Origin of the sequence: Pseudomonas putida, from assembly GCF_022627325.1 — a bacterium.
Lineage (GTDB): Bacteria > Pseudomonadota > Gammaproteobacteria > Pseudomonadales > Pseudomonadaceae > Aquipseudomonas > Aquipseudomonas putida_X.
On the sequence record NZ_JAETZZ010000002.1, the window covers coordinates 279934 to 305084 of the forward strand.

Here is a 25151-nt window from a genome sequence, read left to right on the forward strand (position 1 = left end):
AATTGCCGATCAAGAAACTGTAGCTTCCCCATGATCACAAGACCTATGCCGTTGGTTTTATCTAGCCCGGTTTCTTATTGAGCAGCCTGCCGGGAAGGCTTCAGAGCCATTCGAAAAAGCGCGTGATCAGCAACCCACACGCTGCACCGACCGCCAACATCGGTAGCACTACCAGTTCACGCTTGAAACTCCAGATATTCAGCTTGGCATTGACATAGACAATCAGTACCAGCGTCGGGAAGGTATGCAGTGCGGCACCCCAGATGGCGTACTTCACTCCGCCCATGAACAGCAACAACGGTATCAGTGTCCACAACGAGACGAGCCGGATGATGTTGTCCATGGCCTGGTACTTGGTATGGCCCAAGGCAATCCACAACTGATGTGCCAAGGTATAGCGCAAGGTGAAGAACGACAGCGACAGAATAGCCAGCATTGGGCCTGCGCCGGCATAGCGATCATCGTACATCCAGCCGATCAGCAGTGGGCTGGCGGTCAGGAAGCCGCCACACAGGAACAGCATGACCAGATCGACCAGCAGCCTGAAGTGGAAGTAGAGTTTTTTCAGCCGCGCATGGTCACCTTCCCTGGCCGCCTCGCTGAAGGCCGGAAGCGCCACTGACGCAACCAGTTTGAGCAAGCCGGTCTGGATCGACCCCAGAATCAGCACGGCAATGGAATACACCCCAAGCTGCGCCACCGTCATCGTGCCGCCGAACCAGATGCGGTCGCCATACATGGCCAGCACCCCGACCATCGAAGACAGCAGTATCCAGCGGCCGAACACGATCAGTTCGGTCAGCGCTGCACGGTCCCATTGCAGCCGGTTGTGCGGGCCTTGCAAGGCGAAGTGGCCCAGCAGCGTGCCAACCAGTGCCGAGGCCAGCCCGGCGATCACCAACGACCAGATGGACCGTGTGAAATACCCGATGACCAGCATCGTGATCAACCCGACGACCTGCGAGGCGAGTTCTATCAGCACCACGCGCTTTTGCTGGAAGGCGCGTACCGCGACGTCTATCTTGGTGGACTGGAACCCCCAGATGATCGCTGAAATGCCGGTCACCGCCAGCACCAGCGGTAGCTCTGGGGCAGCATAGGTGGAATGCGCCGGCCACAGATCGGCCAATTGCGCCCACCAGGCGCCGAGGGCCAACAGCAGCGTCAGCGTGAACAGCGTGAAGCCGCGCACGATCTGCACCGTCCAGGCCGTGTTGAGGAACAAGGGGTCGTCGCCGCGGTGGCTTTGAATGATGTTCTGCCGCAGGCCGACATCGGACAGCAGGTGCAACAGCACAGAAACGGTCGTGGCGATGACCATGACCCCGAACATTTCCGGCAGCAGTATCCGCGCCATGATCAGGTTGCCGCCCAGGCGCAGCACCTGCGAGGCCACCAGCGAGACCAGGTTCCATGCGCCTGCGCCCATGGCACGCTTGCGCAGACTGGCAGGTGCTTGCACATCAATCGACGGCATGACTTGAATCTCTGACTGAATGGCTAGAAGTCACTATAGTTTCAATTAGCCATGATGCTAGTGCCCATCCACCCAGGGACAGGTGAACGCTCCCATGCCCGAACATTTACGTGCGCTGATCGTCATTTTATTCCTGGCTTGCGTGGTGTTCTTTCTCGCGCGCAGCCCGGCGACGGACCTGATTGCCGAGGGCGATTTCAAGCGCCGCCGCAACCTGTGGTTCGCCTTGACACTGGTGGCCTTTTTCGCGCACAGCTACTGGATCTACACCGCCGTTGCCGCCGTCATCCTGCTCACGGCCAGGCGCCGGGAGCGCAACCCCATGGCGCTGTTCTTCCTGTTGCTGTTCGTCATCCCGCCCGCTTCGAAAGAAGTGCCCGGGTTTGGCGTGGTCAACTACCTGATCGAGCTGAACCATCAACGCATCCTGACCTTGTGCGTGTTGCTTCCCGCCGCACTGGTGCTGAGCAAGCAGAGCGGCACGCTGCGTTTCGGCCGCCTGTGGGCCGACAAGCTGCTGGCCGCCAGCCTGTTGCTGATGGGGCTGCTGTACCTGCGCGAGACCACGATCACCGATACCCTGCGCCAGGCGGTGTACCTGTATGTCGACGTGTTCCTGCCCTACTACGTCGCCAGCCGCGGGCTGAGAGAGCTCAGTGACTTCAAGGACGCGATGCTGGCCTTCGTCATTGCGGCAATGGTCCTGTCGCTGCTGGCGGTGGCTGAGTACGCCCGCCACTGGCTGCTGTACAACGCCCTGCTCGACGCCTTGGGTGTGGAATGGAGCATGAAAGGCTACCTGAGCCGGGGCGGTTCCTTGCGTGCCAGCGTCACCGCCGGCCAGGCCATTGCCCTGGGCTATGTGATTACGGTTGCGATTGGCCTGTTCCTGTTCGTGCAGGGCTTTGTGCGCAGCCAGCTGCAACGCAACCTTGGGGCCTTGCTGCTGGCCGCTGGCCTGTTTGCCCCCCTGTCTCGCGGCCCCTGGGTGGGCGCGGCAGTGATGATTGTCGTGTTCATCGCCATGGGCAAGCGTGCGGCCACCCGCTTGTCCCTGCTCGCCCTGGCAGGGGTGCTGAGCATTCCGCTGCTGAGCGTCGTGCCTGGCGGCGACAAGATCCTCGACCTGCTGCCGTTCATCGGCAGCGTGGACAATGAGAACATCACCTACCGCGAGCGTTTGCTCGACAATTCGTGGATCGTCATTCAGCGCTACCCGTTGTTCGGTTCGTTCGATTTCCGCAACACGCCGGAAATGCAATCGATGATCCAGGGCGAAGGCATCATCGACATCGTCAACACCTACATCGGCCTGGCACTGCGGATCGGCCTGGTGGGGCTGGGGCTGTTCGTAGGGTTCTTCGCCTGCGTGCTGATGGGCATCAACAAGAGCATGCGCACCTTCCCCGACAGGAATGATCCTTACCGTCAGCTCGGCCGGGTGCTGCTGGCGACATTGCTGGGCATTCTGGTAACCATTTTCACGGTCAGCAGCATCACGGTCATCCCGGTGGTGTACTGGTCGATTGCCGGGCTCGGCATCGCCTACATCCAGATGGTACGCAGGCACGCTTTTGCCGATGCCGAACACCCAGCCAACGCCACCCTGCAACCGAGGTAGTTCAATGACCGGCACTTCATTCTGCCCCTTGGCCCGGGCAACGGCACTGGTTGGCCTGCTGATGCTGCCGCTGGCCGGCATGGCGTCGGACTGGGTTGTCAGTGTCGACGAACAGAACGGCCTGCCCACCCTGACGCGCGGCGGCGGCCCGGCCTTTGTCTCAAGCTTCGACTTCTGGGGGCCAGACTGGAGCTGGACGGGCTTCTACCCCACACTCAAGGTTCAGGGACCTTACCGCTACACCCTGACGGGGCGGAACAAGGACCTTGATTTCGACCTCAAGGCCGATATCCAGAAGGACCAGGAGCAAACCTTGACCTGGCACTTCGACCTGCAGGCACAGAGCAAGCAAGACGATGTCATGGGCGGTGGCATCGTCTGGCGCTTCGACCCCGCGCTGATCGCCGGGGAAATGGGCGATCCGGTGCTGTTGCCCGGCAACCGTGGCTGGGCCTGGGGCAAGAACAGCGAAGGCCCGCACGTGGAAATGCGCTTCGATCCCCCGTTGGCCAAGGTCTATTTCGAGCGCGGCGACACCAGCCAGGTGCGAACCTTTTTCTACACCGACCCGATTCTGCCTGGCCGCCAACAGATCGAGGCGGCGCTGACCGTGAGCGGGGACGTCGCCATCGGCCCCACGCCCAGCGAACGCTTCGGCCTGGCCGACCCCACGCAATGGCCGGACGACCAGCTGGACTGGCGCACGTCACCGGTGGACCTTTCGTTTCTCAACGCCGGGGAAAAACCAGCCGGCAAGCGTGGTTTCGTCAAAGCTTCGGGTGAACGACTGGTGTTTGCCGACAACACTCCGGCGCGTTTCTGGGGCACCAACCTGTCGGCCTATGCGCTGTTCAAGACACCGGACGATGAAATCAAGGCGCAGGCCAAGCGGCTGTCGGCACTGGGCTTCAACCTGGTACGGCTGCACCACCATGACTCCCCGTGGGTGAGCCCGAACATCTTCGGCGACCTCACGCAGATCAACAACACCGAGCAACTGGACGCCGAATCGCTGAGGAAGATCGACTGGTGGATCAAATGCCTCAAGGACGAAGGCGTGTATGTCTGGCTCGACATGAACGTCTCGCGCATCCTGACCGCCAACGACAACATCTACGCCTTCGATGAGCTGCCCAAAGAGCAAGGCGTCGCTGGCGTGAAGGGCTATGCCTACGTCAACGTCACCATTGCCCAGGCCATGAAGCGCTTCGCCGAACGCTACATGACCCACGTCAACCGCTATACCGGGCTTGCCTACAAGGACGACCCGGCCATCGCGGCCATTTTGCTCACCAACGAAAACGACATCACCCAGCACTTTGGCAACGCGCTGTTGCCGGACAAAGGCGTGCCCCGCCACAGCCGGCTGTACATGGACCAAGCCAAGGCGTTCGCCAGCCGCCAGAACCTGCCGGCGGACAAGACCTGGCGCGCCTGGGAGCACGGGCCCTCTAAGCTGTTCCTCAACGACCTGGAACACCGGGTCTTCGCCGACATGATCACTGACCTGCGCCACATCGGGGTCAAGGTCCCCATCTCCACCACCAGCACCTGGGGCGGCAACGGCTTGTCCTCGCTGCCGTCGCTGACCACCGGTGACGTGATCGATGCCCATAGCTATGGCGGCATCGGGCAGCTGGAGAAAAACCCGTTGACCAGCGATGGCTTGATCAACTGGCTCGGCGCCGCTCAGGTGGTGGGCCTGCCGATGACGGTCACTGAGTGGAACGCCGAACCCTTCCCGCTGCCTGACCGCCACTCGTTGCCGCTGTATGTGGCTGCCACGGCCAGCCACCAGGGCTGGGACGCCATCATGCAGTACGCCTACAGCCAGCAGGCCTTTTTCAGCCAGTGGCGCCGCGCAGACAACTGGAATGCCTACAACGACCCGGCGCTGATGGCTACCCTGCCTGCCGCCGCCCTGCTCTACCGCCGCGAGGACGTGCAGCTGGCGACAACCCGCTACGTCTTCGCACCCACTGCAGAGACCTTGTTCAACAGGGCGATCACACCCACTACCTCGGTGCTGCTGCGCACCGCCATGGAAAAGGGCCAACTGCAGATCGCCATGCCCCAGACGGCGCAACTGCCGTGGCTGCAGGCCAGTACCATTCCCGCCGATGCGCAGGTACTGCACGACCCGGACCAGTCACTGCTCGATGCCAACGCCCGCGAGTCGGTCACCGACACCGGGCAACTGCGGCGCAACTGGCAACGGGGCGTGTACACCATCGACACGCCCTCGACCCAGGCCGCGACCGGCTGGCTGGGTGGCCAGGCCATGGACCTTGGCGACATCCAGCTGCAGCTGAAAACCGCGTATGCCAGCGTGGTGGTACAAAGCCTCGATACCAAGCCGTTGAACCAGTCGCGCAGCCTGCTGATTTCACTGGGTACCCGTGCCGTGCCCCGGCCCGACGACATGACCCCGTTTCACGTCGAGCCGCTCGGAGGCACCTTGAGCGTCAAGGCGCCAGCAGGCTTGAAACTCTACGGCCGCACGCCCGACGGCCAGGAGCAGGTGCTGGCGTCGAGCTACGAACAAGGGCGTTACATCATCCGTTTCAATGGCCGCAGCATGGCCAACTGGCTTTTCTTGAAATAGGGCATATCGCCATCTAGAGTCAATTCAGACCTGTATTCCAGGCATTCGACGCTGCTTCTGTTCCAGGAGGATTGGATGAAGTACTTGGTTGTCGGGGGTTCAGGCTACATCGGCTCACACATGGTCAAGCACCTGTTGGCCGCCGGGCATGAAGTGGTGGTAGCGGATACCGTGGCCACCGGCCCCGCTATCGAATGGGTCGAGCTGGATATCGCAGATACGCACGCGCTCGATGCCCTGTTCGACGACTGCCACTTCGATGCGGTTTTCCATTTTGCCTCGTTCATCCAGGTGGCCGAGTCGGTCAGCGACCCGTGCAAGTATTACCAGAACAACGTCGCTGCCACGCTGACCCTGCTCGATGCCATGGTGCGAGCGGGGATCGAGCACCTGGTGTTCTCCTCTACGGCAGCCGTTTACGGCGACCCACAGTACATCCCCATCGATGAGCAGCACCCCAAGGTGCCGATCAACCCCTACGGGCGCAGCAAGTGGATGGTGGAGCAGATCCTTCAGGACTTCGACCGCGCCTACGGGTTGCGCTCGGTGTGCCTGCGTTACTTCAATGCGGCGGGCGCCGACCCGGAAGGTTTGCTGGGCGAATGCCACGAACCGGAAACCCACCTGATCCCGTTGATCCTGCAGGCGGCCTCTGGCCGGCGCGATGCGATCACGGTGTTCGGCCATGATTACGACACCCCCGACGGCAGCTGTATCCGTGATTACGTGCATGTGGCCGACCTGGCGTCGGCACACGCGCTGGCGGTGGATTACCTGTTGGCCGGTGGCGCAAGCACGGCGTTCAACCTGGGCAATGGCCTTGGGTTTTCCGTGCAGGAGGTGATCGACACCGCCCGGGTCGTGACCGGGCGGCAGATCAACGTGGTCGAGGCAGCCCGCCGCGATGGCGACCCGGCCAGGCTGGTGGCGGACGCTGCACGGGCCAGGGGGGTGCTGGGATGGCAACCACGCTTCGATTCACTGGAGCAGATCGTGCGGCACGCCTGGGAATGGGAGCTTCAATACCCCTGGCAATGAGGTGAGCGCAACAGCAAGCGCAAGCAAGGAGCAAGCCTGGTCAGCCAGCTCCTTGCTTCAGCAATCAAAGGCTCAGTAGTAAGGCCGCGGTTGCTCATCCGCCTTGTTCAATACCGCCCCGATCAGGTTCGCTGTCGCCAGATGATGCAGGCAATCCTCGATGTCCTTCTTGCTGTTCACCCCATTGGCCACCACCAGCAGCACACAGTCGAACTTCGGCAAGACGGTCAATGCATCGTCGGAACTCAACAGCGGTGGCAGATCGAAAATGCAGATGCGCGAGTCGTAGCGGTCGCGCAGGTCGCTGATCAGGCTGTTGACCTTGGGCGATGACAACATCTCGGTGGACATCGGTATCGGTTCGCGCGTCGGCAACACCACGAACCGCGGCAAGGTCGGGTTGACCAGAACCTCTTCCAGCCAGGCCTCGCCTTTGAGGAGCTCGTTCAGCGCTTTGTCCATGGGCAGGCCAAGGCTACTGCCAACCCTGGGTCGGCGCAGGTCGAAGTCCACCAGCAATGCGGTCTTGGTGGTGTGGTGGGCGATGCTCATGGCCAGGTTGACAGCCAGTACCGTCTTGCCCGCCTCGGGTGTCGGCGACGTGATCGCCAACGTCCGCCAGCCGTTTTCTTCCATGGCCTGCAACACTTGCGTGCGCAGCAGGTCGATGGCCCCGCTCATGTTCGAGTTCTTGTTGTAGGAGACGATCCGGTTGCGTTCCAGGTGCTCCGCCCGCAGCGGCACCACCTTGGTCTGCACGTAGTCGAATTGCCCCAAGGCTTCGGGCTGCTGCGGCACGAGCGGCGCCTTTGGCGTTTCAGCGGGAGAGGGAGAAACCTGATGAATGTTCTTTCCGATAGCCGGCGTAATTCTGTCCATCGCTGCGCTTCCCTATTCAAACCGAGCCATAGCTTTAAACAGCAAGAGGTCCAGTGGCATGTAGAACACATGGACGACCACCATCAGCATAGCAATCAGTAACAACCCGGCGCTGGCCAGCAGCACCCGCCACTTGCGGCGCCTGGCTACATCGGCCTGGGTGGAAATGTACGGCACGGCCACCAGCACGCGCTTGCCCAGCACGCTTTCCAGGGCACCGACACCGCGGATACGCTGGTTGAGCATTTCCAACAGCATCACCAGCCCGCCACCCACTGCCGGCGCCAACACCAGGCCCAATGCGACAATTTTCTTGCGGTTGGGCTTGACCGGTTTTTCCGGCATCAAAGGCGGCTCCAGCAGCACGAAGCGCTCGGCCTTGTTTTCCTGCTCCAGGCTTTCGGTGATCTTCGCGCCCATTTCCTTGTTGCGGATTTCCTCATACTTCTTGCGCGCGTTGTCATGGTCACGCATCAGCGTGACCAAGCCGCGCTCCACCTGCGGAGCCTCGAGAATATCGGCCTCATAGCCTTCCATCTTGGCCGTCAGCTGCCGTTTCTGTTCAGCAAGCGATGCGATGCGCGACTGAGTAGCCGCCATTTTGGTGCGTACCCTGGCAGCATCGAGATTCATGGCCGCCGCAGCGGCGATCCCCTTCTCGCCCGACGCCTTGAGCAGGTCGATCTTGCGTTTGACGGCCACCACATCGGGGTGCGCCGGGGTGTACCTGGTCAACAGCCGGGCATACTCAGCCTTGAGGCTGGCCAGGTCCTGGGGTTGGTCCGCCGCGGCAGGCCTGCCGCCAGCCGCCTGCGCGGGCACCCCCGCATTGGCGGCCGCCAGTTCCAGCTCCAGGTAACGCAGCTCTTCCTGGGCGGCCTTGTAGTCACGATCGACCTCGCGGAACTCCAGCTCCGAGCGCGACAACATGCTCATGCGCAACTGCTGGTTCTCAGGCAAGGCATTGGCGTGCGCCTGCTTGAAATCCGCCAGCTTGTTCTCGAGTGCAGCCAACTCGGCGCCCAGCTTGTTCGCCTCTTGGGTAAGGAATTCGGTGGTCTCGGTTGCCCGTTCGGTGCGCTGCTTCATGTTTTCGTTGAGAAACAGCGTCACCAGTTCGTCGGCCACCTCCTTGGCAACTTCAGGGCGCTTGTCCTCGTACGAAACCGTGAACGCGACCGTCGCCTCGCCACGGCCTTTGACATAGGTACTGAGCGTGGCCACGGCGATCGCGCTGCGCATCTGCTCGATCTTGTCGGTTTCACTGAAGCGCCTGCCCTTGTCGGCGAACAGGTTGTACTTGTCGATGATCTTCAGCAGGTTCTCGCGGGTCATGACGCGCTGACGAATGACCTCGATGCGCTCATCGGCAAAACTGTTGTTGTTGGCCGAGACCAGCTCCGGGGAAATCTGCTGCGACTCCACCAGGATGGTGCCGGTCGACTGGTAAAGGGGCGGCACCGTGACGGCCACCCCGATGGTTGCCGCAATCACGACCACGATGCTCACCCCCAGCAACAAGGCGCGGTCCTTGATGATGGCGATGTAATCTTTAAGGGAAAGCTCGTAGTCCGATTTCATGGTGGCCACCCGTGCGAGAGTCAGATGTCGGGATATCTGTACGTCAACGTCAATCCGGCAATGGTCGCGTCAGCATCGGGCAAGCCGTCTTGCTGGCGCTGCTTGTACATCAACGAGAAACGCAGGTCCCAGGCCGGTGAGAATGCGCGGCTGGCCCACACGCCATAGGTTTGCAAGGTGTTTGGCGACACCCCTTTGCTGTCCTGCCAGGAGGCATCCACACCTACGCGGTCGAGCTCGGTGACCAGGTAGCTCCAGCTGCCGCGCACCATGTCGAGCTCGGCAAAGCCGCCCTCGGCGTTGGCTACGGTGCTGCGCTCAGCGCTGAAGCTGGCGTCGGCACGTTCACCCCGGTAGAACAGCGACATGCCACCTTCACCGCGGCGCCCGCCGCCAGACCCCGTGGTCTTGTTGACGCCGACATGCACCTCGCCTTCGAACCGTTCGGAAAAACGGTGCCTGACGCCGATGTTCGGGCTGTAGCTGTTGGAAGACACTGCGGTGGTATCGTCCTGCGGCTCATAACGCCTGGCGTCGAAACCGGTGATGATGTCGGTGCGCTCACTCCAGGCGTAGGTCCACGTCGATGTGTTGTACAACTCGTCGTAACCGGTCAGCGAACTGATGTCATAACGGGCATGCGAATAGGTAAGGACGTTGGCCAGCGTACTGCGCTCGGTCACCGCACTGCTCCAGTTGCCCTCGAGCGTGGACATCTTCTGGGTGCCGTCGGTGGTGACCACACCGGTGTCCTGCACCGCACCGGACAGCGTGGAGCTTTCCTCGTAACGCGCCAGCAAACCGAAGCCTCCGGTCTGGGTTTCGCGCTGCCACCCCAGGCTCAACTTGGGGTCTTCTCGGTCATCGACGATCGACCGATCGGATGAGCGCAGCACGTTGACACCCAGGCCCAGACGCAACTGGTCGCGGTCGAACTGACCGATCAGGCTGTAGTCGGGCGCAATGATGGTACGCGTCACACCTTCCTCCTCGGACGTCAGGAGCAACGGGTTGCTGTCGTACTCGACAGACGTGGGCACCACGACTGAAGACTGCCAAATGGCGGCGTGAACCACCCCAGACAACGGCAACATCATCATTGCCGTTGCAATATGCGTTGGTCTAAAAATAGGCACTAGAGATTCTTATATATTGGAAGGGTCAAGGTACGACCAGCGTATCGCCAGCCTGAAGTTGGAAGTTGGTGGACATGTCGCGCCCAGAAACCAGATCCTTGTAGCGCACCGGCAATACCTTTTGTGAGGGGCCGCTGCCGCGGATGACCTTGATGGCACTTTCGTCGGCGAATTTGTCCATTCCACCCGACATGCTCAGCGCCTGAAGCACCGCCGTAGGGCCTGCCATGGGCACCGGCCCTGGCTTGATGACTTTGCCTTGCACATACACAAGGTTGCCCGCCGTGCCAGTGACGACGACGCTTACGTTGGGATCGGCCAGGTAGGGTTTCAGGCCGGCGGTGACCTTGGCGGCAACCGCCGTGACGTCCAGGCCTGCCACATCGATACGGCCTGCCAGAGGGAAGGTGATGCTGCCATCGGGCAGTACGACGGTTTCCTGGCGAAGGGTGTCCTCCTGCCAGACCGAAATCAGCACCCTGTCACCGGGGCTGAGCAGATACGCCGAATTGCCTTGATCAGCAACACTGCTGCCGGACCAAGCCACCAATACGCAGAAGATGGAAATCAGCAAACGCGCCATCAGGGATCCCTCCGGCCTTGCGGCCCAGGTTCAAGAGCACTGAATGAGAACGACACAAAACCTCTCGCTCCACTTCGCAGCCGTTATCGCGCTGCGACGGCCTCAAGCATCCAGGAGGCCCTGTTACCGCAATGCCGCTTCGCCTGCCACTGCCAATTTGCGCCTGGGGCGACAGCTACTGGAATATAGCAACAGCTGTAAAATTGACAAGCGACTGATCCCGTCTTTGACCTAAACATCCGTTATCTAGCGTCAATTCACTGGCACCACGGATAAGTACTTCGTATTTGTAATAACAACGTCCTCAAATTTTCTTTCTGTTGGCAACTGCGACAAACCCGATTACTGCAAAGGCGAACACCCAGCCAGCCGTCGACAGGGGAACAATGTTTGTCTGGCTCATATAAGAGTCAGCCGCCCGTGCCGCCCCACTCAATAACACCAACAAAAAGATGGATTTGATGAACAGTGTTGAGCGCATGGTCCCCTCCTACGAAGAGGAAAATTTATTATGGTTTTTTGGCGGAGGAATGAATCGCTGTTGATTTGAGCTTATGGGCACGATGCCATTACGTCAACGTTCCGACACCATAATAAATCTCAATCGACCACCCCCTGATTAGTCAAATTTTCGACACGCAGAAGATGCAGGCTCTTTTCAGGGTGGCTAACCTGTAGCAACTCATTGATATGGCGGAAAAAAGGGTTTTTCATCTGGGCTCCCAATGGCTCGCCTGCGGATAGACACACCCAGGCGCGGCTTGAACGATGTGTTTCAAAGACGAGAAACAGTGCGAATCATTGCGCTTCGCGTCACGCTTATGACGGGAAAAGATCGAGGGTACGTTCGACCTCATCGATAGCGATCGTGAAGCCATCGCCCTGCGGCATACCGACCACAAAGCCGAAATGCTGATGGTCACGGTCCGTCAGGTACTTGTAGTAGCTGACGAAGCGGTTGGGCGGCTGCAGCGTCAGCAGCGAGCCACCTGAGCGCAGTACGTTGACGCCGTGAACCAGCTGGCTGCCTTCCACGCCGATCACCGTCCTGGCCCCCGCGCACGCCGCAACGATGGTCGGCACATCGCATTTGAGTGGGTCGATGACACGAAAGCCACGGTGCCTGCGCAGGTGTTCGGCGACCTCCAGTTCATTGCGCATGAACCGCAATTCCCCTTCACAGCCGCGCAGAATGAACACGCCGGGGTGCGTCACAGGGTCCACATGCGACAGCAACTTGTCGCCCATGGCGCGGTAGCGCCGATGCCGGCTGCTGTTGTTGCTCACGTCATCGAACAGCACCAGTTCCTTGAAAAATGCGCTACGCAAGCGCAAGGGCTCCATGTCCAGCCACGCCTCGTAACCCGGGGCTTGAGTGAACAGTGGAAACCTGGCTGACGGTGCCGTGGTAACAGGGATGCCCTCGTTGCGCGCCAGTGCGTAGGTCGGGCAATTTTCCATCAACCAGGTACCGAACCACGTGTTGCCGTTTTGCGTGCAATACACGGCACCGCGCTCGATTTCGTAGTCCACCGTTACCCGCGGAAAGGTGCTGGGCTTCAACGACAGCCAGTGGGTGGCATCGTCTTTGTACAAAGCCCCGTCAATCAGCCACACATCCTTCAGCAGGTAGCCCCGTGTCGGGCCTTGCTGCGCACGGATACCGCCTTGCATGGTGCTGGCGGGGTGAACATGAGGGAAGAAACGCTTGGCCTCCCAGCCGGTCACACGCTCCAACTGGTTGGGCAGGAAAAACGCCGCTGGAGAGACGGTGGTCTCAGCGGGTGCAATGTCCCAGGTTTTAACCGCGCGAGTCTTTATGTCGATATCGGCTTTACGGGCAAGCCGCTTTCTCGCGATGTGTTTGTAGGCGGCCAGTGTCCAGGCAGTTTCGCTGGAGATCAGCGTCGAACTGAACTTAGAAATATCGCTACCCATGGAAAGCCCCTTTATAAGAGCGCCATAAAAGCTTGCAAGCGACGGCCTTATCCAGGCCGGCCTTGACGCTAAGTTAGTTGGACAACACCCTTTCCATCGTGGGCGGTGATTTCAAGTTCGCATAGCGTTGACGCAAGTTCTCGAAGAACAATTCCCCCGAACTTTTAGCCCCATACAGGTATATCTTGTGCAAGCCGCCAAACACCATTTCGTGGTAGCGGCTGGCGAGCGCTTCATCACTGGACCCTTCCGGCAAACCGAGGTGCAGCGTCAACTTGTCGCCTTCGACCGCAAACAGCGGCGTGTCCCAAAGAAAACGCGCCACGCCCGTCTTGGGTAGCCGGATGAACATGTAAGCGTGGTTGCCCAGTGAGTCGATATCCCCCCCGCGCCGGCGTTTCCACTTCAATAACCCATCGTCCGGGCGCGCCAGACAAAGGCCGATGTCGTAGTAGTCGAAGCCATTGGCCAAGGCCCACTCCAATGCCATGTAGGTGGTGATGGAGTTGACCTCACGCAGTTTCTTGGCATCGGAAAACACGGCTTCGCAGTAACCGAAACGTAATGTGCTCCAGTAGCGCTTGCCCGCCCGGGTTATCTCACAGCCAAGGTGGCAGGCAACCACCTCGCCGTTCAACGTGATCAAGTCCAGGCGGCCAACACCCTTGGCCAGGCGGAACACTTCCTCTGTGGGAAACTGCGCCGCATGGATGCCTTGCCGTGCGCTGGCATACGGCCGCAGCAGATCACGGTCGGCCATGGCGATTTCGTCATCAGCCAGCGTTTGCCTCATCTCATAGAGCGGTCGGTTCTTGCGGATACTGCGGCGCAATTCACTGTCATAGCGCGCGGTGATATCGTCCAGCGAGCGCCCCAGCGGTACAACGGCACTCAGGTAGTGGGGAACGGACAGCGCACCGAGGGTGGGTAACTCACTGACGACTACGCGGCTGGGCAAGCTGCCCGCCGAGCCCTCGGGTTGTGGTGCCTGCTGCTGCGCCTTGCCGCCTATCAACAGCTTGGCCATCTCGCGCTGTTGCTTTCGGCCGATGTACAGAATCTCGTAGGGGCTTTCCTGCTGCAGCCTGAACCGGGCGACCTCCCAATGCCAGAAGCACGCACGCCCCAGCATGTCGCGTAACACGTTTGAGACGGTTCTGATCTCGTAACGCAGCGAAGGCGAGATGAGTTTTCGAGCTACGGCCATCATGTGCGCTTTCATTTCTTCTTCGACGTCCTTTGAATTCCAACGGCCTTATCGGAAGAGAAGCGGGTTATTGCTCAAGACAGTGACGTAAGCGACTGATATTCCGACAACATTGCCCCTTGCCGGCCTAACATTCAGTAACAATTTAAGATGCAAGCCCGCGCATTAGCAAGCGGCGTCTTGCAATCACCTGCCTTCATTTCATGACGTCAATTTTCTTTCCTGCACGGTTCTAGTCATTAATTACTGCAATGGGTAGTTAACTACCTCACCGCTGCGCTGCAAACGGTGCCTGCTACCGGCTCTTTCCCTCATGCAGGTACCGACGATGACTGATCTCGACCATCACAACCCTCATCAGCAACTGATCCAGGCACAGCTACCGGCATGGGCCAGAACCCTGCACCCTGAACACTGGCAGCGCTTGCGCGAGAGCGTGCTGCCCGCACAAGGCCTGGATGAACAACTGCCATGGTTCGCCAATGCTGCACCTGATCTGCGCGAAGCAGTGCTTGCCAGCCAGCGCCGGCTAGACAACTCGAACTACCAGCTGGCGCGCGCCACGGCTGGGTTGCGGAACGTTGCCGAATTTGCCGAAGACTTGCTCGGACAACGACTCAAAACCGAGCACCAACTGTCGGTGCCGCTGCGCAGTACCCAACTCATCCATATTCAACGCATGTTCACGTTCGGCACCTACGTCACTGGCCACACAGCCACCAGCCTGCTCGAAGCCGCCCTGCACAACTTTGAACAGCAGCCTACGTTCAGCCAGGACAGTGCCCTGGTACTGGCCGGTGATGCACAGTTCGAAGCAACCACGGTCGTCGGCCAGACCACCCTGGGCGACAGCGATACGTTGGTGGACATCGACCTGCCGTCCGAGTCATATCGCATCAAGCCGCTGCCGCTTTCCCCCAGCAGCTTCGCCAGCAGTTGCCGCGACCTGGACATTGGGCAGCGGTATCAGGAACACCTGCATTCGATCTTCGAAACCCCCTCGAGCCCGGTACGCGCAGCTTTCATGAACACCCTGCGCGATCGCCTGCGGCTTGCCGCCGACATGGCCTTGCTGCGCCACACCATCACCGGCACCGGCCGTGACGTCATCGAGGCGCTCCTGGGCGATGCACCTCTGCCCTGCTGGCAGCCATCGCTGTTCGGCATCGCGCTGCACGAAGTCCTGATCATCGACGCTGGCAAGGCGGGGTTGCTGTTGTACCTGCCGGGTGATGAGCAGGGCCTGCTGCAGTTCCCTAGCCTTGCAGGGGTGCACGAGCATCTGGCCACCCACTTGCTGCAAGCGGGGTACCGACGCGCGTTCCAGCGCTACGTGTCATCCGTGCAGTGCTACCGCTTCTTCGACCTGCTGCAGCAGAACCTCGACGCCGCAGGTACCAGTGCCTTGGATCAACAGTGGTCGATGCGCGAGGGCGCCGACCTGCACCTGACCCTTGTCCCCATCGAGGCGCCCCTGCTGACGTTTCTCTACGACGACCATGTGGCACGCCTCAAGGCCGAGGCCGCAGCCCTGGCAGTGCCTAGCGCAGCGCTCGACCGGCAGGCGCACCAGCGGCGCATGGCCCAGTGGCAAAGCATCGGCCTGAACGCCCTGATGATTGCAGGTTTCTTCATACCCGGGGTCGGCACCCTGATGACAGGGGTAGTCGCCTGCCAGTTGCTTGGCGAGGTGTTCGAGGGTTACCAGGCGTGGAGCATCGGCGACCGCCACCTGGCCTTGCAGCACATCGAGGCGGTCGGTTTGAACCTCGCTGTGATCGGCGGGTTGCATGCAGCAGGCAAGGTGCTGCCGAAGCTGTTCAACAGCGCGCTGATGGAAAGCCTCGAACCGGTGAAGCTGCAGGACGGCAGCAAGCGACTCTGGCGAGCGGACCTGACAGGCTACGCGCGTACCGAGCCGGTACCTGCAGAACCTGAAGCCGACCCGCAAGGGCTGCAAGCCTATCAGGGCAGGCAGTTCATCCGCATGGAGGGACAACAGTATGAAGTAGCCCAGCGTGGTACCGACCCGCGCTGGAGGGTAGTCCACCCGACTGACCCCAAGGCCTACCAACCGTTGCTGGAACACAACGGCGAGGGCGCCTGGCGGGGGGAGCACGAGGTGCCCCAGGGCTGGTCCGACAGCCAGTGCATACGGCGCCTCGGCTTGCCCGTCGATACCCTGGACGATGTGCAATTGCAGCAGGCCATGGTCATCAGTGGCGTGGACCGGGCACAGTTGCTGGCAGTCCACCTGGCCGGTGAGGCCACGCCTGCACTGCTCGCCGATAGTTTGGAGCGCCTTACGCTGGCCGAGCAGATGCCCGAGCTGGGCGGCGCGGCACTGACGCGCATTTACCAGCGTACGGCAAGCGCCGCCGAACAGCGGCTGTGCCAGGCCTATGCGCCGTTGACACCACCGCTGGCCAGGCGCCTGCTGGCGCGCCTCTCGCCAGAGGCATTGGCCGCTTGGCACTCGCAAGGTGCGCTCCCCGCCTGGCTGCAGCAGCAAGCCCAGCAGATCACCCGCGATCTACCCCTGGCCCGGGCCTTGGAGGGCCTGTACCAGCCACGCCTGGCCGACAGCGACAGCGAACGCTTGCTACTGGCCTGCATTGAACGGCATTCCGGCTGGCCACACCCCGTGCGCCTGGAAATCCGCCAAACCCATCCCGAGGGCCGCCTACTAGCGGCCATCGGCGCGCAACAGGCCAGCGAGCGTTGCGTGTTGCTCAGGTCTGACCTGGGGTACGAAGTGTTCAAGGGCGAGCGCCCGGTGGCCGGGCCCGTGTACCGCGACGCCTACCAAGCGCTGTACAGCGCAGCGCCAGCGAAACTGAAAGCGGCCTGGGGCAGCGCACAAGCCTTGGCTGAGCATACGCAACACCTGGCCGCTGCCGAGCGGGAGAAATGGCCACTGCGCCTCTGGGGCCCCCAGGCCAAGCGCCCTGCCCTGCGTCACCGGTTGCGCGGTGGCGCACCGCTCTCCCCACAGGTACCCAGTTCACCGTTCTTCGATCGGAGCGTGCCGGCGCGCTTACGCAGGCTTTACCCCAGCATCACCCAGGAGCAGGTCGAACGCTTACAGGCAGACTGGCGTAACACGATGCGCTCTGCTCAAACGGAACTGCAAATTCGCGAAGACGCCTTGAGGCAGGTACGCATCGACCTTGATCGATGGGCGGCGGCCGTTCCCCGGCGCCGGCCCGCCGTGCGGAAGATTCTCAACGCCTGGCAGCAGAATTCGATCCGTGTGCTGTCCACCGGCCAACGCATCCACGCCCTCGACCTGAAAAACTTCGAGCTTGAAAACAGCGACTTGGCGTCCCTCACACTGCCAACGGGTTTGAGCCACATCGCCGACCTTGACCTCAGCGGTAACAACGCCCTGAGCGAGTTGCCCGCACACTGGCTGCAAAGCCTGCCCCAACTGCAGCGCCTGACCTTGAGCCGTTGCCGCTTCGACGCGGTTCCCGAGCTTCGGGTACCCGGCAACCTGCAATGGCTTGACCTTGAACATAACCGCATCAGCTGGGACGCCCGCGCACAGGCAGCGCTGGAGCGACTGACCGGGTTGAGGGTGCTGGACCTGTCTCAGAACCCCTTGCTCCAGGCGCCGAACCTGCAGCACCTGCCGGGGCTTGGCTCGGTGTTCCTGGTCAATTGCGGCCTGACCGAACTCCCCCAAGGCCTTGAGCGCCTGGAGTCGGCGTTGATCATCGACCTGTCCGAGAACCAGTTCCAGCGCCTGGCGCCGGGCTTCACCCTGCCCGTTGACACCGCCAATGCCCTGACCCTGGAAAGCCCGGCGCTTGGGCCGCACATTCGCGAGCAGATTGAAGAGTATTACCAGTTGCAGGGTGCGGACCTGCTGGTGTCGGATATCGACTACCAGCCACTGCTGGCCGACGCCAGTGCAAGGCGGCTGCAGCTGTGGACGCGGGTGCCATTGCACTACCGACGCGCGCTGCGCCAACTGATCGACGACGCGGCCGATTACGATGACACCCTGACGGGCCTGGAATCACTGTGGCGTCGCCTGGAGCGGATGGATACAGACCCCGCCTTCCGCGAGCTGGCGCTGGACTCGCCAGCCAGCCTGCTGTTGGATCTCTGAGGCGGGTCAGGCGCTGCCCTGGCGGCCCCGCTCGGTACGGGTCGCCAGCCAGCGCGCAAGGTCCGCCGCCGGCATTGGCCGGGCCAGCAGATAGCCCTGCCCCTGGTCGCATCCGGCGTTGCGCAAGAAGTCATACTGCTCCTGGGTTTCAATGCCCTCGGCAGTGATCCGGAAGCCCAGCGCGTGGCCCAGGTCGATGATGGCCCGGGCCACGGCCACTGCATCGTCATCGTCCGGCAAGTCCTTGATGAACGCACGATCGATCTTCAGGTGATCGATCGGCAGCGCTCGCAAATACGCCAAGGAAGAATAGCCCGTGCCGAAGTCGTCCACGGCCGTGGTCACGCCCATGGCCTGCAATTGGGCCAGTACCTCACAGGCCTGTTGCTGGCTTTCCATCAGCAGACTTTCGGTGATTTCCACTTCCAGCAGGCTCGGCGCCAGGCCGTGACACTCCAGCGCCTGGGCCAGGCTGGAGACATAGTCGCTGCGCTCGATCTGCAGCGCCGCCACGTTGATCGCCATGGGCCCGGGTACGCGGTCTTCGTCACGCCAGGTGGCCATCTGAGCGCAGGCAAGCGCCAACACCCGCTCACCTAGCGGGATGATCAAGCCCGTACGCTCGGCCAACGGAATGAATTCGGCAGGTGACACCAGGCCATGGACCGGGTCGCGCCAGCGCAGCAATGCCTCGACACCCTGCACGCAGCCGCTGAACAGGTCGACCTTGGGTTGATACCACAGCTCGAACTCGTTCGCCTGCAAGGCACGGCGCAGGTTGCGCTCAAGCTCCAGGCGCTGCTGCAGGCGGGCTGTCATATCCGTGTGGTAAGGGCGCCAGGCGTTGCGCCCACTTTCTTTGGCTGCATACATCGCCGTATCGGCGTGACGCAGCAGGCTGCCGACATCCTCGCCATGCTGCGGGCACCTGGCCAGCCCGATACTGCCGGTCACCAGGGCGGTGCTGCCGTTGAGGTCGAACGGCCGCTGCAGGCAACGCAGCAGATGGCCAACCTGATGGCTGACCTGGCCTTGGGTGCCGCGCAGCATGAAAACGAACTCGTCGCCGCCCAGGCGACATACCCGGTCAGCCGCGTCCAGCTCCTGCAAAAAGCGTGCGGTGGCTTGCTGCAGCAACAGGTCACCCATGGCATGACCGAGGCTGTCGTTCACCTGTTTGAAGCCATCGATGTCCAGCATCAGCACAGCCAGGCCATCGCCCTTGAGAATGGCATCGGCCAGCTGTTGCTGGAACAGCACGCGGTTGGGCAAGCCAGTGATGGTGTCGTAATGGGCCAGCCGCTCAAGCTGCGCCTGGGAGCTACGCAGTTCTCGGTTGCGTTGCTGCAGCTGGCGTTGCTTGCGGTTGATCAAGGCCAGGAACAGGCTGGTCAAACCCGTACAGGCCAGGGCGAACCAGAGCAGCGGCGAGACCAGAGGGCTGGTCAACAGGCCGCCAGGCTGGCGTTGCACGTCCAGGTTGCCCAGCAGCACCGACAGGGCGATGCCGACCAGGGCAAAGCCTACCGGCATCAGGCTGCCAAGGGAGCGGCGCGGCAGGCCGGTGGGCGGCGGCTCATCAGGTAGTGGGGTATTGGACGGAGTCATAGGCCTTGGTATGCGCTCGATTAATTCTGTATCGGCGCACTGCGGGCAATATTGAGCCAGACTGGTATTTTTCTTTCGGCGGGTGCATCCTCGAAGCTGAAGCGATTCACCTACCCAGACTTGTGAGGTGCAGCACACATGGACCATCTGCTCGATTCGCTGTTTCCTGCTGCCGGGGATGTCCCTACCCCCTGGCAGCTGGATGCCCCCCTGGAGCAACGCGATTACCTGGTCAATGGCGAACTGAGGCGCTGGGACGGCCCGCTGGCCACCGTGCGCAGCCCGGTATGGCTGAAGGAAGGCGGCGGCGAGCGCCAGGTGATCCTCGGCAGCGCCCCGCTGCTCGATGCCGATACGGCCCTGACGGCACTGGACGCCGCGGTACAGGCCTATGACAAAGGCCGCGGCGCGTGGCCGAACATGCGTGTGGCCGAACGCATCCAGCATGTGGAAACCTTCCTGGCGCGCATGCGCGAACAGCGCCAGGCCGTGGTCAAGCTGCTGATGTGGGAGATCGGCAAGAACCTCAAGGACTCCGAGAAGGAGTTCGATCGCACCTGCGACTATATCGTCGACACCATCAACGCCCTGAAAGACCTCGACCGCCGGTCCAGCCGCTTCGAACTCGAACAGGGCACGCTCGGCCAGATCCGCCGCGCGCCACTGGGCGTGGCCTTGTGCATGGGGCCTTACAACTACCCGCTCAATGAAACCTTCACCACGTTGATTCCCGCGCTGATCATGGGCAACACAGTGGTGTTCAAACCGGCCAAATTCGGCGTGCTGCTGATTCGCCCGCTCCTCGAAGCGTTCCGTGACAGCTTTCCGCCGGGGGTGATCAACGTCATTTATGGCCGCGGGCGCGAAACGGTCAGTGCCTTGATGGCCAGCGGCAAGGTCGACGTGTTCGCCTTCATCGGCACGCACAAGGCCGCCAGCGATCTGAAAAAGCTCCACCCGCGCCCGCACCGCCTGCGCGCCGCCCTGGGGCTCGATGCCAAGAACCCCGGCATCGTGCTGCCCCAGGTAGACCTGGACAATGCAGTCGAAGAAGCGGTCACCGGCGCGTTGTCGTTCAATGGCCAGCGTTGCACCGCACTGAAGATCCTGTTCGTCCATGAGGACGTGGTCGAACCGTTTCTGGACAAATTCCAGCGCAAGCTCGCTGCGCTCAAGCCAGGCATGCCCTGGGAGCCAGGGGTGGCCCTGACGCCGCTGCCGGAGCCGGGCAAGGTCGATTACCTCGACGCCCTGGTGGCAGATGCCACGGCCAAAGGCGCGCGGGTGGTCAACGAGGGGGGTGGGCACAGCCGCGGGTCGTTCTTCTACCCTGCCCTGCTCTACCCGGTAACCTGCGACATGCGGGTGTACCACGAAGAGCAATTCGGGCCCGTGGTACCGGTGGTGCCCTATCGCGACTTGCAGACGGTGATCGACTACGTGCTCGATTCCGACTTCGGCCAGCAGTTGAGCCTGTTCGGCAACGACCCGAAGACCATCGGCAGCCTGGTCGATATCTTTGCCAACCAGGTCGGCCGTATCAACCTCAATGCCCAGTGCCAGCGCGGCCCCGACACCTACCCCTTCAATGGTCGCAAGAACAGCGCCGAGGGTACCTTGTCGGTGCATGACGCCTTGCGCGTGTTCTCTATCCGTACCTTGGTCGCGACCCGCTTCCAGGAAGCCAACAAGGAACTGATCAGCGAAATCATCCGCAACCGGCAATCGACCTTCCTCACCACCGATTACATCTTCTGACCCGGCCATGCTTATAGACAAACGATCTAGCGAACCTGTCGATCTTCGAGCGGCCTGACCGACTCTATGCAAAAGGGGCGCAACCCGCCCCTTTCGCATTCATCTCAGAGGAGTGTCGAACATGGCAGCCAGCCCGATTCCACAAGGCCAACACAGCATTACCCCGTACCTGGGCATCAAGGATGCCGCCAAGGCCATCGACTTCTACAAGCAAGCCTTCGGCGCGGTCGAAATGTTCCGTCTAGAGGGCCCGGACGGCCGTGTAGGCCACGCCGAGCTGAAGATCGGCGATTCTTCGCTGATGCTCGCCGACCCATGCGACATGGCCGGAGGGCTGGCGCCCAGCCAGTCACTCAACGGTGTCGCCGTTGGCCTGCACCTGTACGTGGAGGACTGCGACAAGGTCTACGCCCAGGCCATCGCAGCAGGAGCAAGCCCCCTGCATGAGGTAAAGGACCAGTTCTACGGCGACCGCAGCGGCACGTTGAAAGACCCGTTCGGCAACCTGTGGTTCGTCTCCACCCATAAAGAAGACCTCAGCCCCGACGAAATTCGCGCCCGCGCGGCAACACTGTTCGCCGGCAACTGAGCGATTGGTTGAAAGCGGCGCAACTTTGCCTGAAGCTTGTGGCTCGTAGCTTGGAGCTGCTTCATGCGAATCATCGACAAAACCGCCGCGCAGGTACGTAGCCTGACCCCGGCCGAAGAGGCACTGCTGCAGGCATTCGCCACCGGCACCCTCACAGGCCCCGGCCTGTTACAGGCCAACCAGTTGCTGATGAAGGTGCGCAGCGCCAACCAGTGGCTGGCATGCGATTGCCGCAAGGACGCCCTGCCGGTGCTCAATGTCACCCTCAATGGCAGCACCGGCACGCTGTTTCTCAAGAACAACCCCGGCACCGCCGAGCATGCACCCGGCTGCCCGTTCAGCAAAGACGAGCGTGAGGGCGCCGACCATGAGCAAGACCCTGCCCCGCCCGCCGCCTGGCTGGCGCCAGACACACCATTGCGCCTGCTCGGCGACTTCCGCAAGGCCAGCGACGGCACGGGCGGCGCCGGCGATGGCAATGAACGCCGCGATCAACAGCGCCTGCTCTCACTGCTGCTGACCTGGATCGAAACCAGCGGCTTGAACCTCTACGCCACGCACCTGAAGAAAGACCTGACCAGCCAGTTCGCCGAACTGCGCAGCGTCGCCAGCCGTTACCCGCTGCTCGAACGCGTGCCCGCCAGCAACTACCTGGAAACCCGGCTGGACATGAAGCACATGATGATGCTCAAGGCCCGCCTGCGCGAAGCCACGGTGTTCGGCAGCCACCGCCGCCACGGTTTGCTGCTGGACTGCGTCGACCAGATCAAGGGCCGCAAGCTGTTCAACAACCGCAGCGAAGACGGTTTCGACTTCCAGGGGCACCATCTGTACTGGGGCGGCAGTCGGGCATCCGGGCCGCTGCTGGCGCTGACCCTGTACTCGCCCACCAGCGCAGGCAGTCACTTCTATGAACTGATCCACGTGGCCAGCGTGCCGGTGCTGTCGCGCGCTCACCTGTTCCCGGTTTACCGCGACGAGGAACGTGAGCCGCTCAAGGCCTTGGTGTCGTTGATTGACTGGATGGCCAGCAAGGGGGTGAAAGTGCAGATGCGCAGGCCGGTGATCGGTGGACAGGTGATGGATGAACTGGTGCTGACCTCCGACCAGGACCGCGTGCTGTCGGTGTCGCTGCTGGAGCAGCCGGTGGGGCCGGAACCGGACGCCGAGAACTTCAAGCGCTACGCCGACTTCAAGAGCCTGGAGACATTCCGCAAGTTCGTGGCCGGGTTCTTCATGCGCGAGCGCTGAGCCGGCCATTGTGGCGTGCCGGCCCATGGTCTGGGTGTTGCGGGGCTGTTCAGATCGAGCGCCCCGTGCGCGGCCTTCGATCTCAACAGCGCCCGATCATCCAAGAAACAGCTTGTAAGCCGGGTTGTCGGTTTCATCCCAATACCGATAGCCCATCTCATCCAGCGCCAGCGGCAGCCCTGCCTGCTCATCCTTTGGCACCTCCAGGGCGGCAAACACCCGCGCTTCGGCCGCGCCATGGTTGCGGTAATGGAACAGGCTGATGTTCCAGCGCTTGCCCAGCCGCTCCAGGAAGCCCAACAACGCGCCCGGCCGTTCCGGGAACTCGAAGCGCAGCACCCGCTCATCGGCCCCCGGCGCCGCATGGCCACCCACGGTATGGCGCACATGCAGCTTGGCCAACTCGTTGTCGGTCAGGTCGAGCACGCTGTAACCCTGCTCGGTCAGCTGTGCCAGCAGGTTCTCCCGCGGGTCGTGCAGCGGGTGCGTCTGCACGCCGACAAAAAGCCGCGCTTGCTTGCCGGGGTAGTAGCGATAGTTGAACTCGGTGATCTGGCGCTTGCCCAGTGCCTGGCAAAAGGCGCGGAAACTGCCGGGCTGCTCGGGGATGGTCACGGCGATGATCGCCTCGCGCTGCTCACCCAGCTCGGCGCGTTCGGCAACGTGGCGCAAGCGGTCGAAGTTGACGTTGGCACCGGAATCGATCGCTACCAGCGTCTGCCCCTGCGCGCCTTCGCGGGCCACGTACTTCTTGATGCCTGCAACAGCCAGAGCGCCAGACGGCTCGGTGATGGAACGGGTGTCGTCGTAGATGTCCTTGATTGCCGCACACAGCTCATCACTGCTGACGGTCACCACCTCATCGACAAAATGCCGGCACAGTTCGAAGCAGTGCGCGCCGACCTGGGCGACCGCCACACCATCAGCGAAGGTGCCAACCTGCGGCAGGATCACCCGCTCCCCGGCAGCCATGGCGGCCTGCAGGCAATTGGAGTCCTCCGGCTCGACGCCGATCACCTTGACCTCAGGGCGCAAGTACTTCACGTACGCGGCGATGCCTGCCACCAGGCCCCCGCCACCGACCGGTACGAAGATGGCATCCAGCGCGCCGGGCTGCTGGCGAAGGATTTCCATGCCCACCGTGCCCTGCCCGGCGATCACGTCCGGGTCATCGTATGGGGGGACGAAGGTGGCGCCTTCGCTGTCAGCCAGGGTCAGTGCATGGGCCAGCGCATGGGGGAAGCTTTCACCGTGCAGCACCACATGCCCACCCCGTGAACGCACACCCTCGACCTTCAGCGATGGCGTGGTGGTCGGCATCACGATGGTCGCCTTGATGCCCAGATGCGAGGCCGCCAGCGCTACACCCTGGGCGTGGTTGCCTGCCGAAGCGGTGATCACACCGCGCTCGCGCTGGGCGGTGGTCAGACGCGCCAGCCGGGTGTAGGCACCACGGATCTTGAACGAGAACGTGGGCTGCAGGTCTTCGCGCTTGAGCAACACCTGGTTGCCCAGGCGTGCAGACAACGCCGGCGCCGCTTGCAGAGGGGTCTCGATGGCCAGGTCGTACACCGGCGCGGACAAAATGCGCCGCACCTGCTCCGACAGCAGCTGCTGAGGGCTAAGCGGGGTACGGGGGCTGACGTTGAGGCTGGTCATCGGGCGCAACTCCTTGGCTGTTTTCACGTTGCCCAGGAGTCGAAGAGTGGAAACCCGCCTCCAGGGCGGGTTCGGTGCACGTACGCGCTAGCCCGCCAAACTGA

General features: G+C 61.9%; 17 protein-coding genes. 7 read left to right on the forward strand and 10 right to left on the reverse strand.

Going from position 1 to position 25151, the window contains the following annotated elements:
* Window positions 1-100: 100 nt before the first annotated feature.
* A complete protein-coding gene (locus tag JNA92_RS05185; protein ID WP_241803666.1) occupies window positions 101-1477 on the reverse strand; it encodes an oligosaccharide flippase family protein in 1377 nt (458 codons plus the stop codon).
* Window positions 1478-1571: 94 nt separating this feature from the next.
* Between JNA92_RS05185 and JNA92_RS05190 the strand changes: the two genes are divergently transcribed.
* The 3 genes from JNA92_RS05190 to galE all read left to right on the forward strand — a co-directional run bounded on the left by JNA92_RS05190 (window position 1572) and on the right by galE (window position 6741).
* A complete protein-coding gene (locus JNA92_RS05190) occupies window positions 1572-3098 on the forward strand; it encodes an O-antigen ligase family protein (RefSeq protein WP_241803668.1) in 1527 nt (508 codons plus the stop codon).
* A 4-nt stretch (window positions 3099-3102) separates the two neighbouring features.
* Window positions 3103-5703: a glycosyl hydrolase family 5 gene (locus JNA92_RS05195; protein ID WP_241803670.1), complete on the forward strand. Its 2601-nt coding sequence runs from the start codon at window positions 3103-3105 to the stop codon at window positions 5701-5703.
* A gap of 75 nt (window positions 5704-5778) precedes the next feature.
* Entirely contained in the window at window positions 5779-6741 is a 963-nt protein-coding gene (galE, locus tag JNA92_RS05200) for a UDP-glucose 4-epimerase GalE (protein WP_241803672.1), read from the forward strand.
* 72 nt (window positions 6742-6813) lie between these two features.
* Here the strand turns inward: galE and JNA92_RS05205 are convergent, their stop codons facing one another.
* From JNA92_RS05205 to JNA92_RS05235, 7 genes are all read right to left on the reverse strand, one after another.
* Entirely contained in the window at window positions 6814-7620 is an 807-nt protein-coding gene (locus tag JNA92_RS05205; RefSeq protein ID WP_241803674.1) for a CpsD/CapB family tyrosine-protein kinase, read from the reverse strand.
* A 12-nt stretch (window positions 7621-7632) separates the two neighbouring features.
* Window positions 7633-9201 (reverse strand): GumC family protein, encoded by a 1569-nt coding sequence (locus JNA92_RS05210; protein ID WP_241803676.1) that lies wholly within the window; start codon window positions 9199-9201, stop codon window positions 7633-7635.
* A 20-nt stretch (window positions 9202-9221) separates the two neighbouring features.
* The gene (locus JNA92_RS05215; RefSeq protein ID WP_241803678.1) at window positions 9222-10337 is read right to left on the reverse strand and encodes a hypothetical protein; all 1116 of its coding nucleotides are present in this window, start codon (window positions 10335-10337) and stop codon (window positions 9222-9224) included.
* Window positions 10338-10362: 25 nt separating this feature from the next.
* A complete protein-coding gene (locus JNA92_RS05220) occupies window positions 10363-10920 on the reverse strand; it encodes a polysaccharide biosynthesis/export family protein (protein ID WP_241803679.1) in 558 nt (185 codons plus the stop codon).
* 304 nt (window positions 10921-11224) lie between these two features.
* Window positions 11225-11401, reverse strand: coding sequence for an EPS-associated small membrane protein EppA (gene eppA, locus JNA92_RS05225; protein WP_241803681.1), 177 nt, complete (start codon window positions 11399-11401; stop codon window positions 11225-11227).
* A gap of 338 nt (window positions 11402-11739) precedes the next feature.
* Window positions 11740-12858, reverse strand: a complete 1119-nt coding sequence (locus JNA92_RS05230) for a glycosyltransferase family 61 protein (protein ID WP_241803683.1) — start codon at window positions 12856-12858, stop codon at window positions 11740-11742.
* A 73-nt stretch (window positions 12859-12931) separates the two neighbouring features.
* Complete coding sequence (locus JNA92_RS05235) at window positions 12932-14080, reverse strand: GNAT family N-acetyltransferase (protein WP_241803685.1); 1149 nt, start codon at window positions 14078-14080, stop codon at window positions 12932-12934.
* A gap of 313 nt (window positions 14081-14393) precedes the next feature.
* Between JNA92_RS05235 and JNA92_RS05240 the strand changes: the two genes are divergently transcribed.
* Window positions 14394-18182 carry a leucine-rich repeat domain-containing protein gene (locus JNA92_RS05240; RefSeq protein WP_241803687.1) on the forward strand — a complete coding sequence of 1263 codons (3789 nt, stop codon included), beginning with the start codon at window positions 14394-14396 and terminating at the stop codon, window positions 18180-18182.
* 6 nt (window positions 18183-18188) lie between these two features.
* On the opposite strand, the gene JNA92_RS05245 is transcribed toward JNA92_RS05240, so the two are convergent.
* Entirely contained in the window at window positions 18189-19790 is a 1602-nt protein-coding gene (locus JNA92_RS05245) for a putative bifunctional diguanylate cyclase/phosphodiesterase (protein WP_241803688.1), read from the reverse strand.
* A gap of 138 nt (window positions 19791-19928) precedes the next feature.
* Here JNA92_RS05245 and JNA92_RS05250 point away from each other — a divergent pair, with 138 nt between their 5' ends.
* The 3 genes from JNA92_RS05250 (at window position 19929) to JNA92_RS05260 (ending at window position 23388) form a co-directional block, all read left to right on the forward strand.
* Window positions 19929-21548 (forward strand): NADP-dependent glyceraldehyde-3-phosphate dehydrogenase, encoded by a 1620-nt coding sequence (locus JNA92_RS05250; RefSeq protein WP_241803690.1) that lies wholly within the window; start codon window positions 19929-19931, stop codon window positions 21546-21548.
* Between the two features lie 121 nt (window positions 21549-21669).
* Window positions 21670-22137 carry a VOC family protein gene (locus tag JNA92_RS05255; RefSeq protein WP_241803692.1) on the forward strand — a complete coding sequence of 156 codons (468 nt, stop codon included), beginning with the start codon at window positions 21670-21672 and terminating at the stop codon, window positions 22135-22137.
* Window positions 22138-22200: 63 nt separating this feature from the next.
* Window positions 22201-23388, forward strand: a complete 1188-nt coding sequence (locus tag JNA92_RS05260) for a hypothetical protein (protein ID WP_241803694.1) — start codon at window positions 22201-22203, stop codon at window positions 23386-23388.
* Between the two features lie 96 nt (window positions 23389-23484).
* Here JNA92_RS05260 and ilvA read toward each other — a convergent pair whose 3' ends face one another.
* Complete coding sequence (gene ilvA, locus JNA92_RS05265; protein WP_241803695.1) at window positions 23485-25047, reverse strand: threonine ammonia-lyase, biosynthetic; 1563 nt, start codon at window positions 25045-25047, stop codon at window positions 23485-23487.
* Window positions 25048-25151 lie beyond the last annotated feature (104 nt).

Excerpts from the sequence above, each read along its gene's own strand:
- JNA92_RS05235 (WP_241803685.1), bottom strand. The coding sequence starts at position 14,080 with ATGAAAGCGCACATGATGGCCGTAGCTCGAAAACTCATCTCGCCTTCG.
- JNA92_RS05185 (WP_241803666.1), bottom strand. The coding sequence starts at position 1,477 with ATGCCGTCGATTGATGTGCAAGCACCTGCCAGTCTGCGCAAGCGTGCC.
- JNA92_RS05210 (WP_241803676.1), bottom strand. The coding sequence starts at position 9,201 with ATGAAATCGGACTACGAGCTTTCCCTTAAAGATTACATCGCCATCATC.
- galE (WP_241803672.1), top strand. The coding sequence starts at position 5,779 with ATGAAGTACTTGGTTGTCGGGGGTTCAGGCTACATCGGCTCACACATG.
- JNA92_RS05245 (WP_241803688.1), bottom strand. The coding sequence starts at position 19,790 with ATGACTCCGTCCAATACCCCACTACCTGATGAGCCGCCGCCCACCGGC.
- JNA92_RS05230 (WP_241803683.1), bottom strand. The coding sequence starts at position 12,858 with ATGGGTAGCGATATTTCTAAGTTCAGTTCGACGCTGATCTCCAGCGAA.
- JNA92_RS05260 (WP_241803694.1), top strand. The coding sequence starts at position 22,201 with ATGCGAATCATCGACAAAACCGCCGCGCAGGTACGTAGCCTGACCCCG.
- JNA92_RS05190 (WP_241803668.1), top strand. The coding sequence starts at position 1,572 with ATGCCCGAACATTTACGTGCGCTGATCGTCATTTTATTCCTGGCTTGC.
- JNA92_RS05255 (WP_241803692.1), top strand. The coding sequence starts at position 21,670 with ATGGCAGCCAGCCCGATTCCACAAGGCCAACACAGCATTACCCCGTAC.
- JNA92_RS05250 (WP_241803690.1), top strand. The coding sequence starts at position 19,929 with ATGGACCATCTGCTCGATTCGCTGTTTCCTGCTGCCGGGGATGTCCCT.
- eppA (WP_241803681.1), bottom strand. The coding sequence starts at position 11,401 with ATGCGCTCAACACTGTTCATCAAATCCATCTTTTTGTTGGTGTTATTG.
- JNA92_RS05195 (WP_241803670.1), top strand. The coding sequence starts at position 3,103 with ATGACCGGCACTTCATTCTGCCCCTTGGCCCGGGCAACGGCACTGGTT.
- JNA92_RS05220 (WP_241803679.1), bottom strand. The coding sequence starts at position 10,920 with ATGGCGCGTTTGCTGATTTCCATCTTCTGCGTATTGGTGGCTTGGTCC.
- JNA92_RS05205 (WP_241803674.1), bottom strand. The coding sequence starts at position 7,620 with ATGGACAGAATTACGCCGGCTATCGGAAAGAACATTCATCAGGTTTCT.
- JNA92_RS05240 (WP_241803687.1), top strand. The coding sequence starts at position 14,394 with ATGACTGATCTCGACCATCACAACCCTCATCAGCAACTGATCCAGGCA.
- ilvA (WP_241803695.1), bottom strand. The coding sequence starts at position 25,047 with ATGACCAGCCTCAACGTCAGCCCCCGTACCCCGCTTAGCCCTCAGCAG.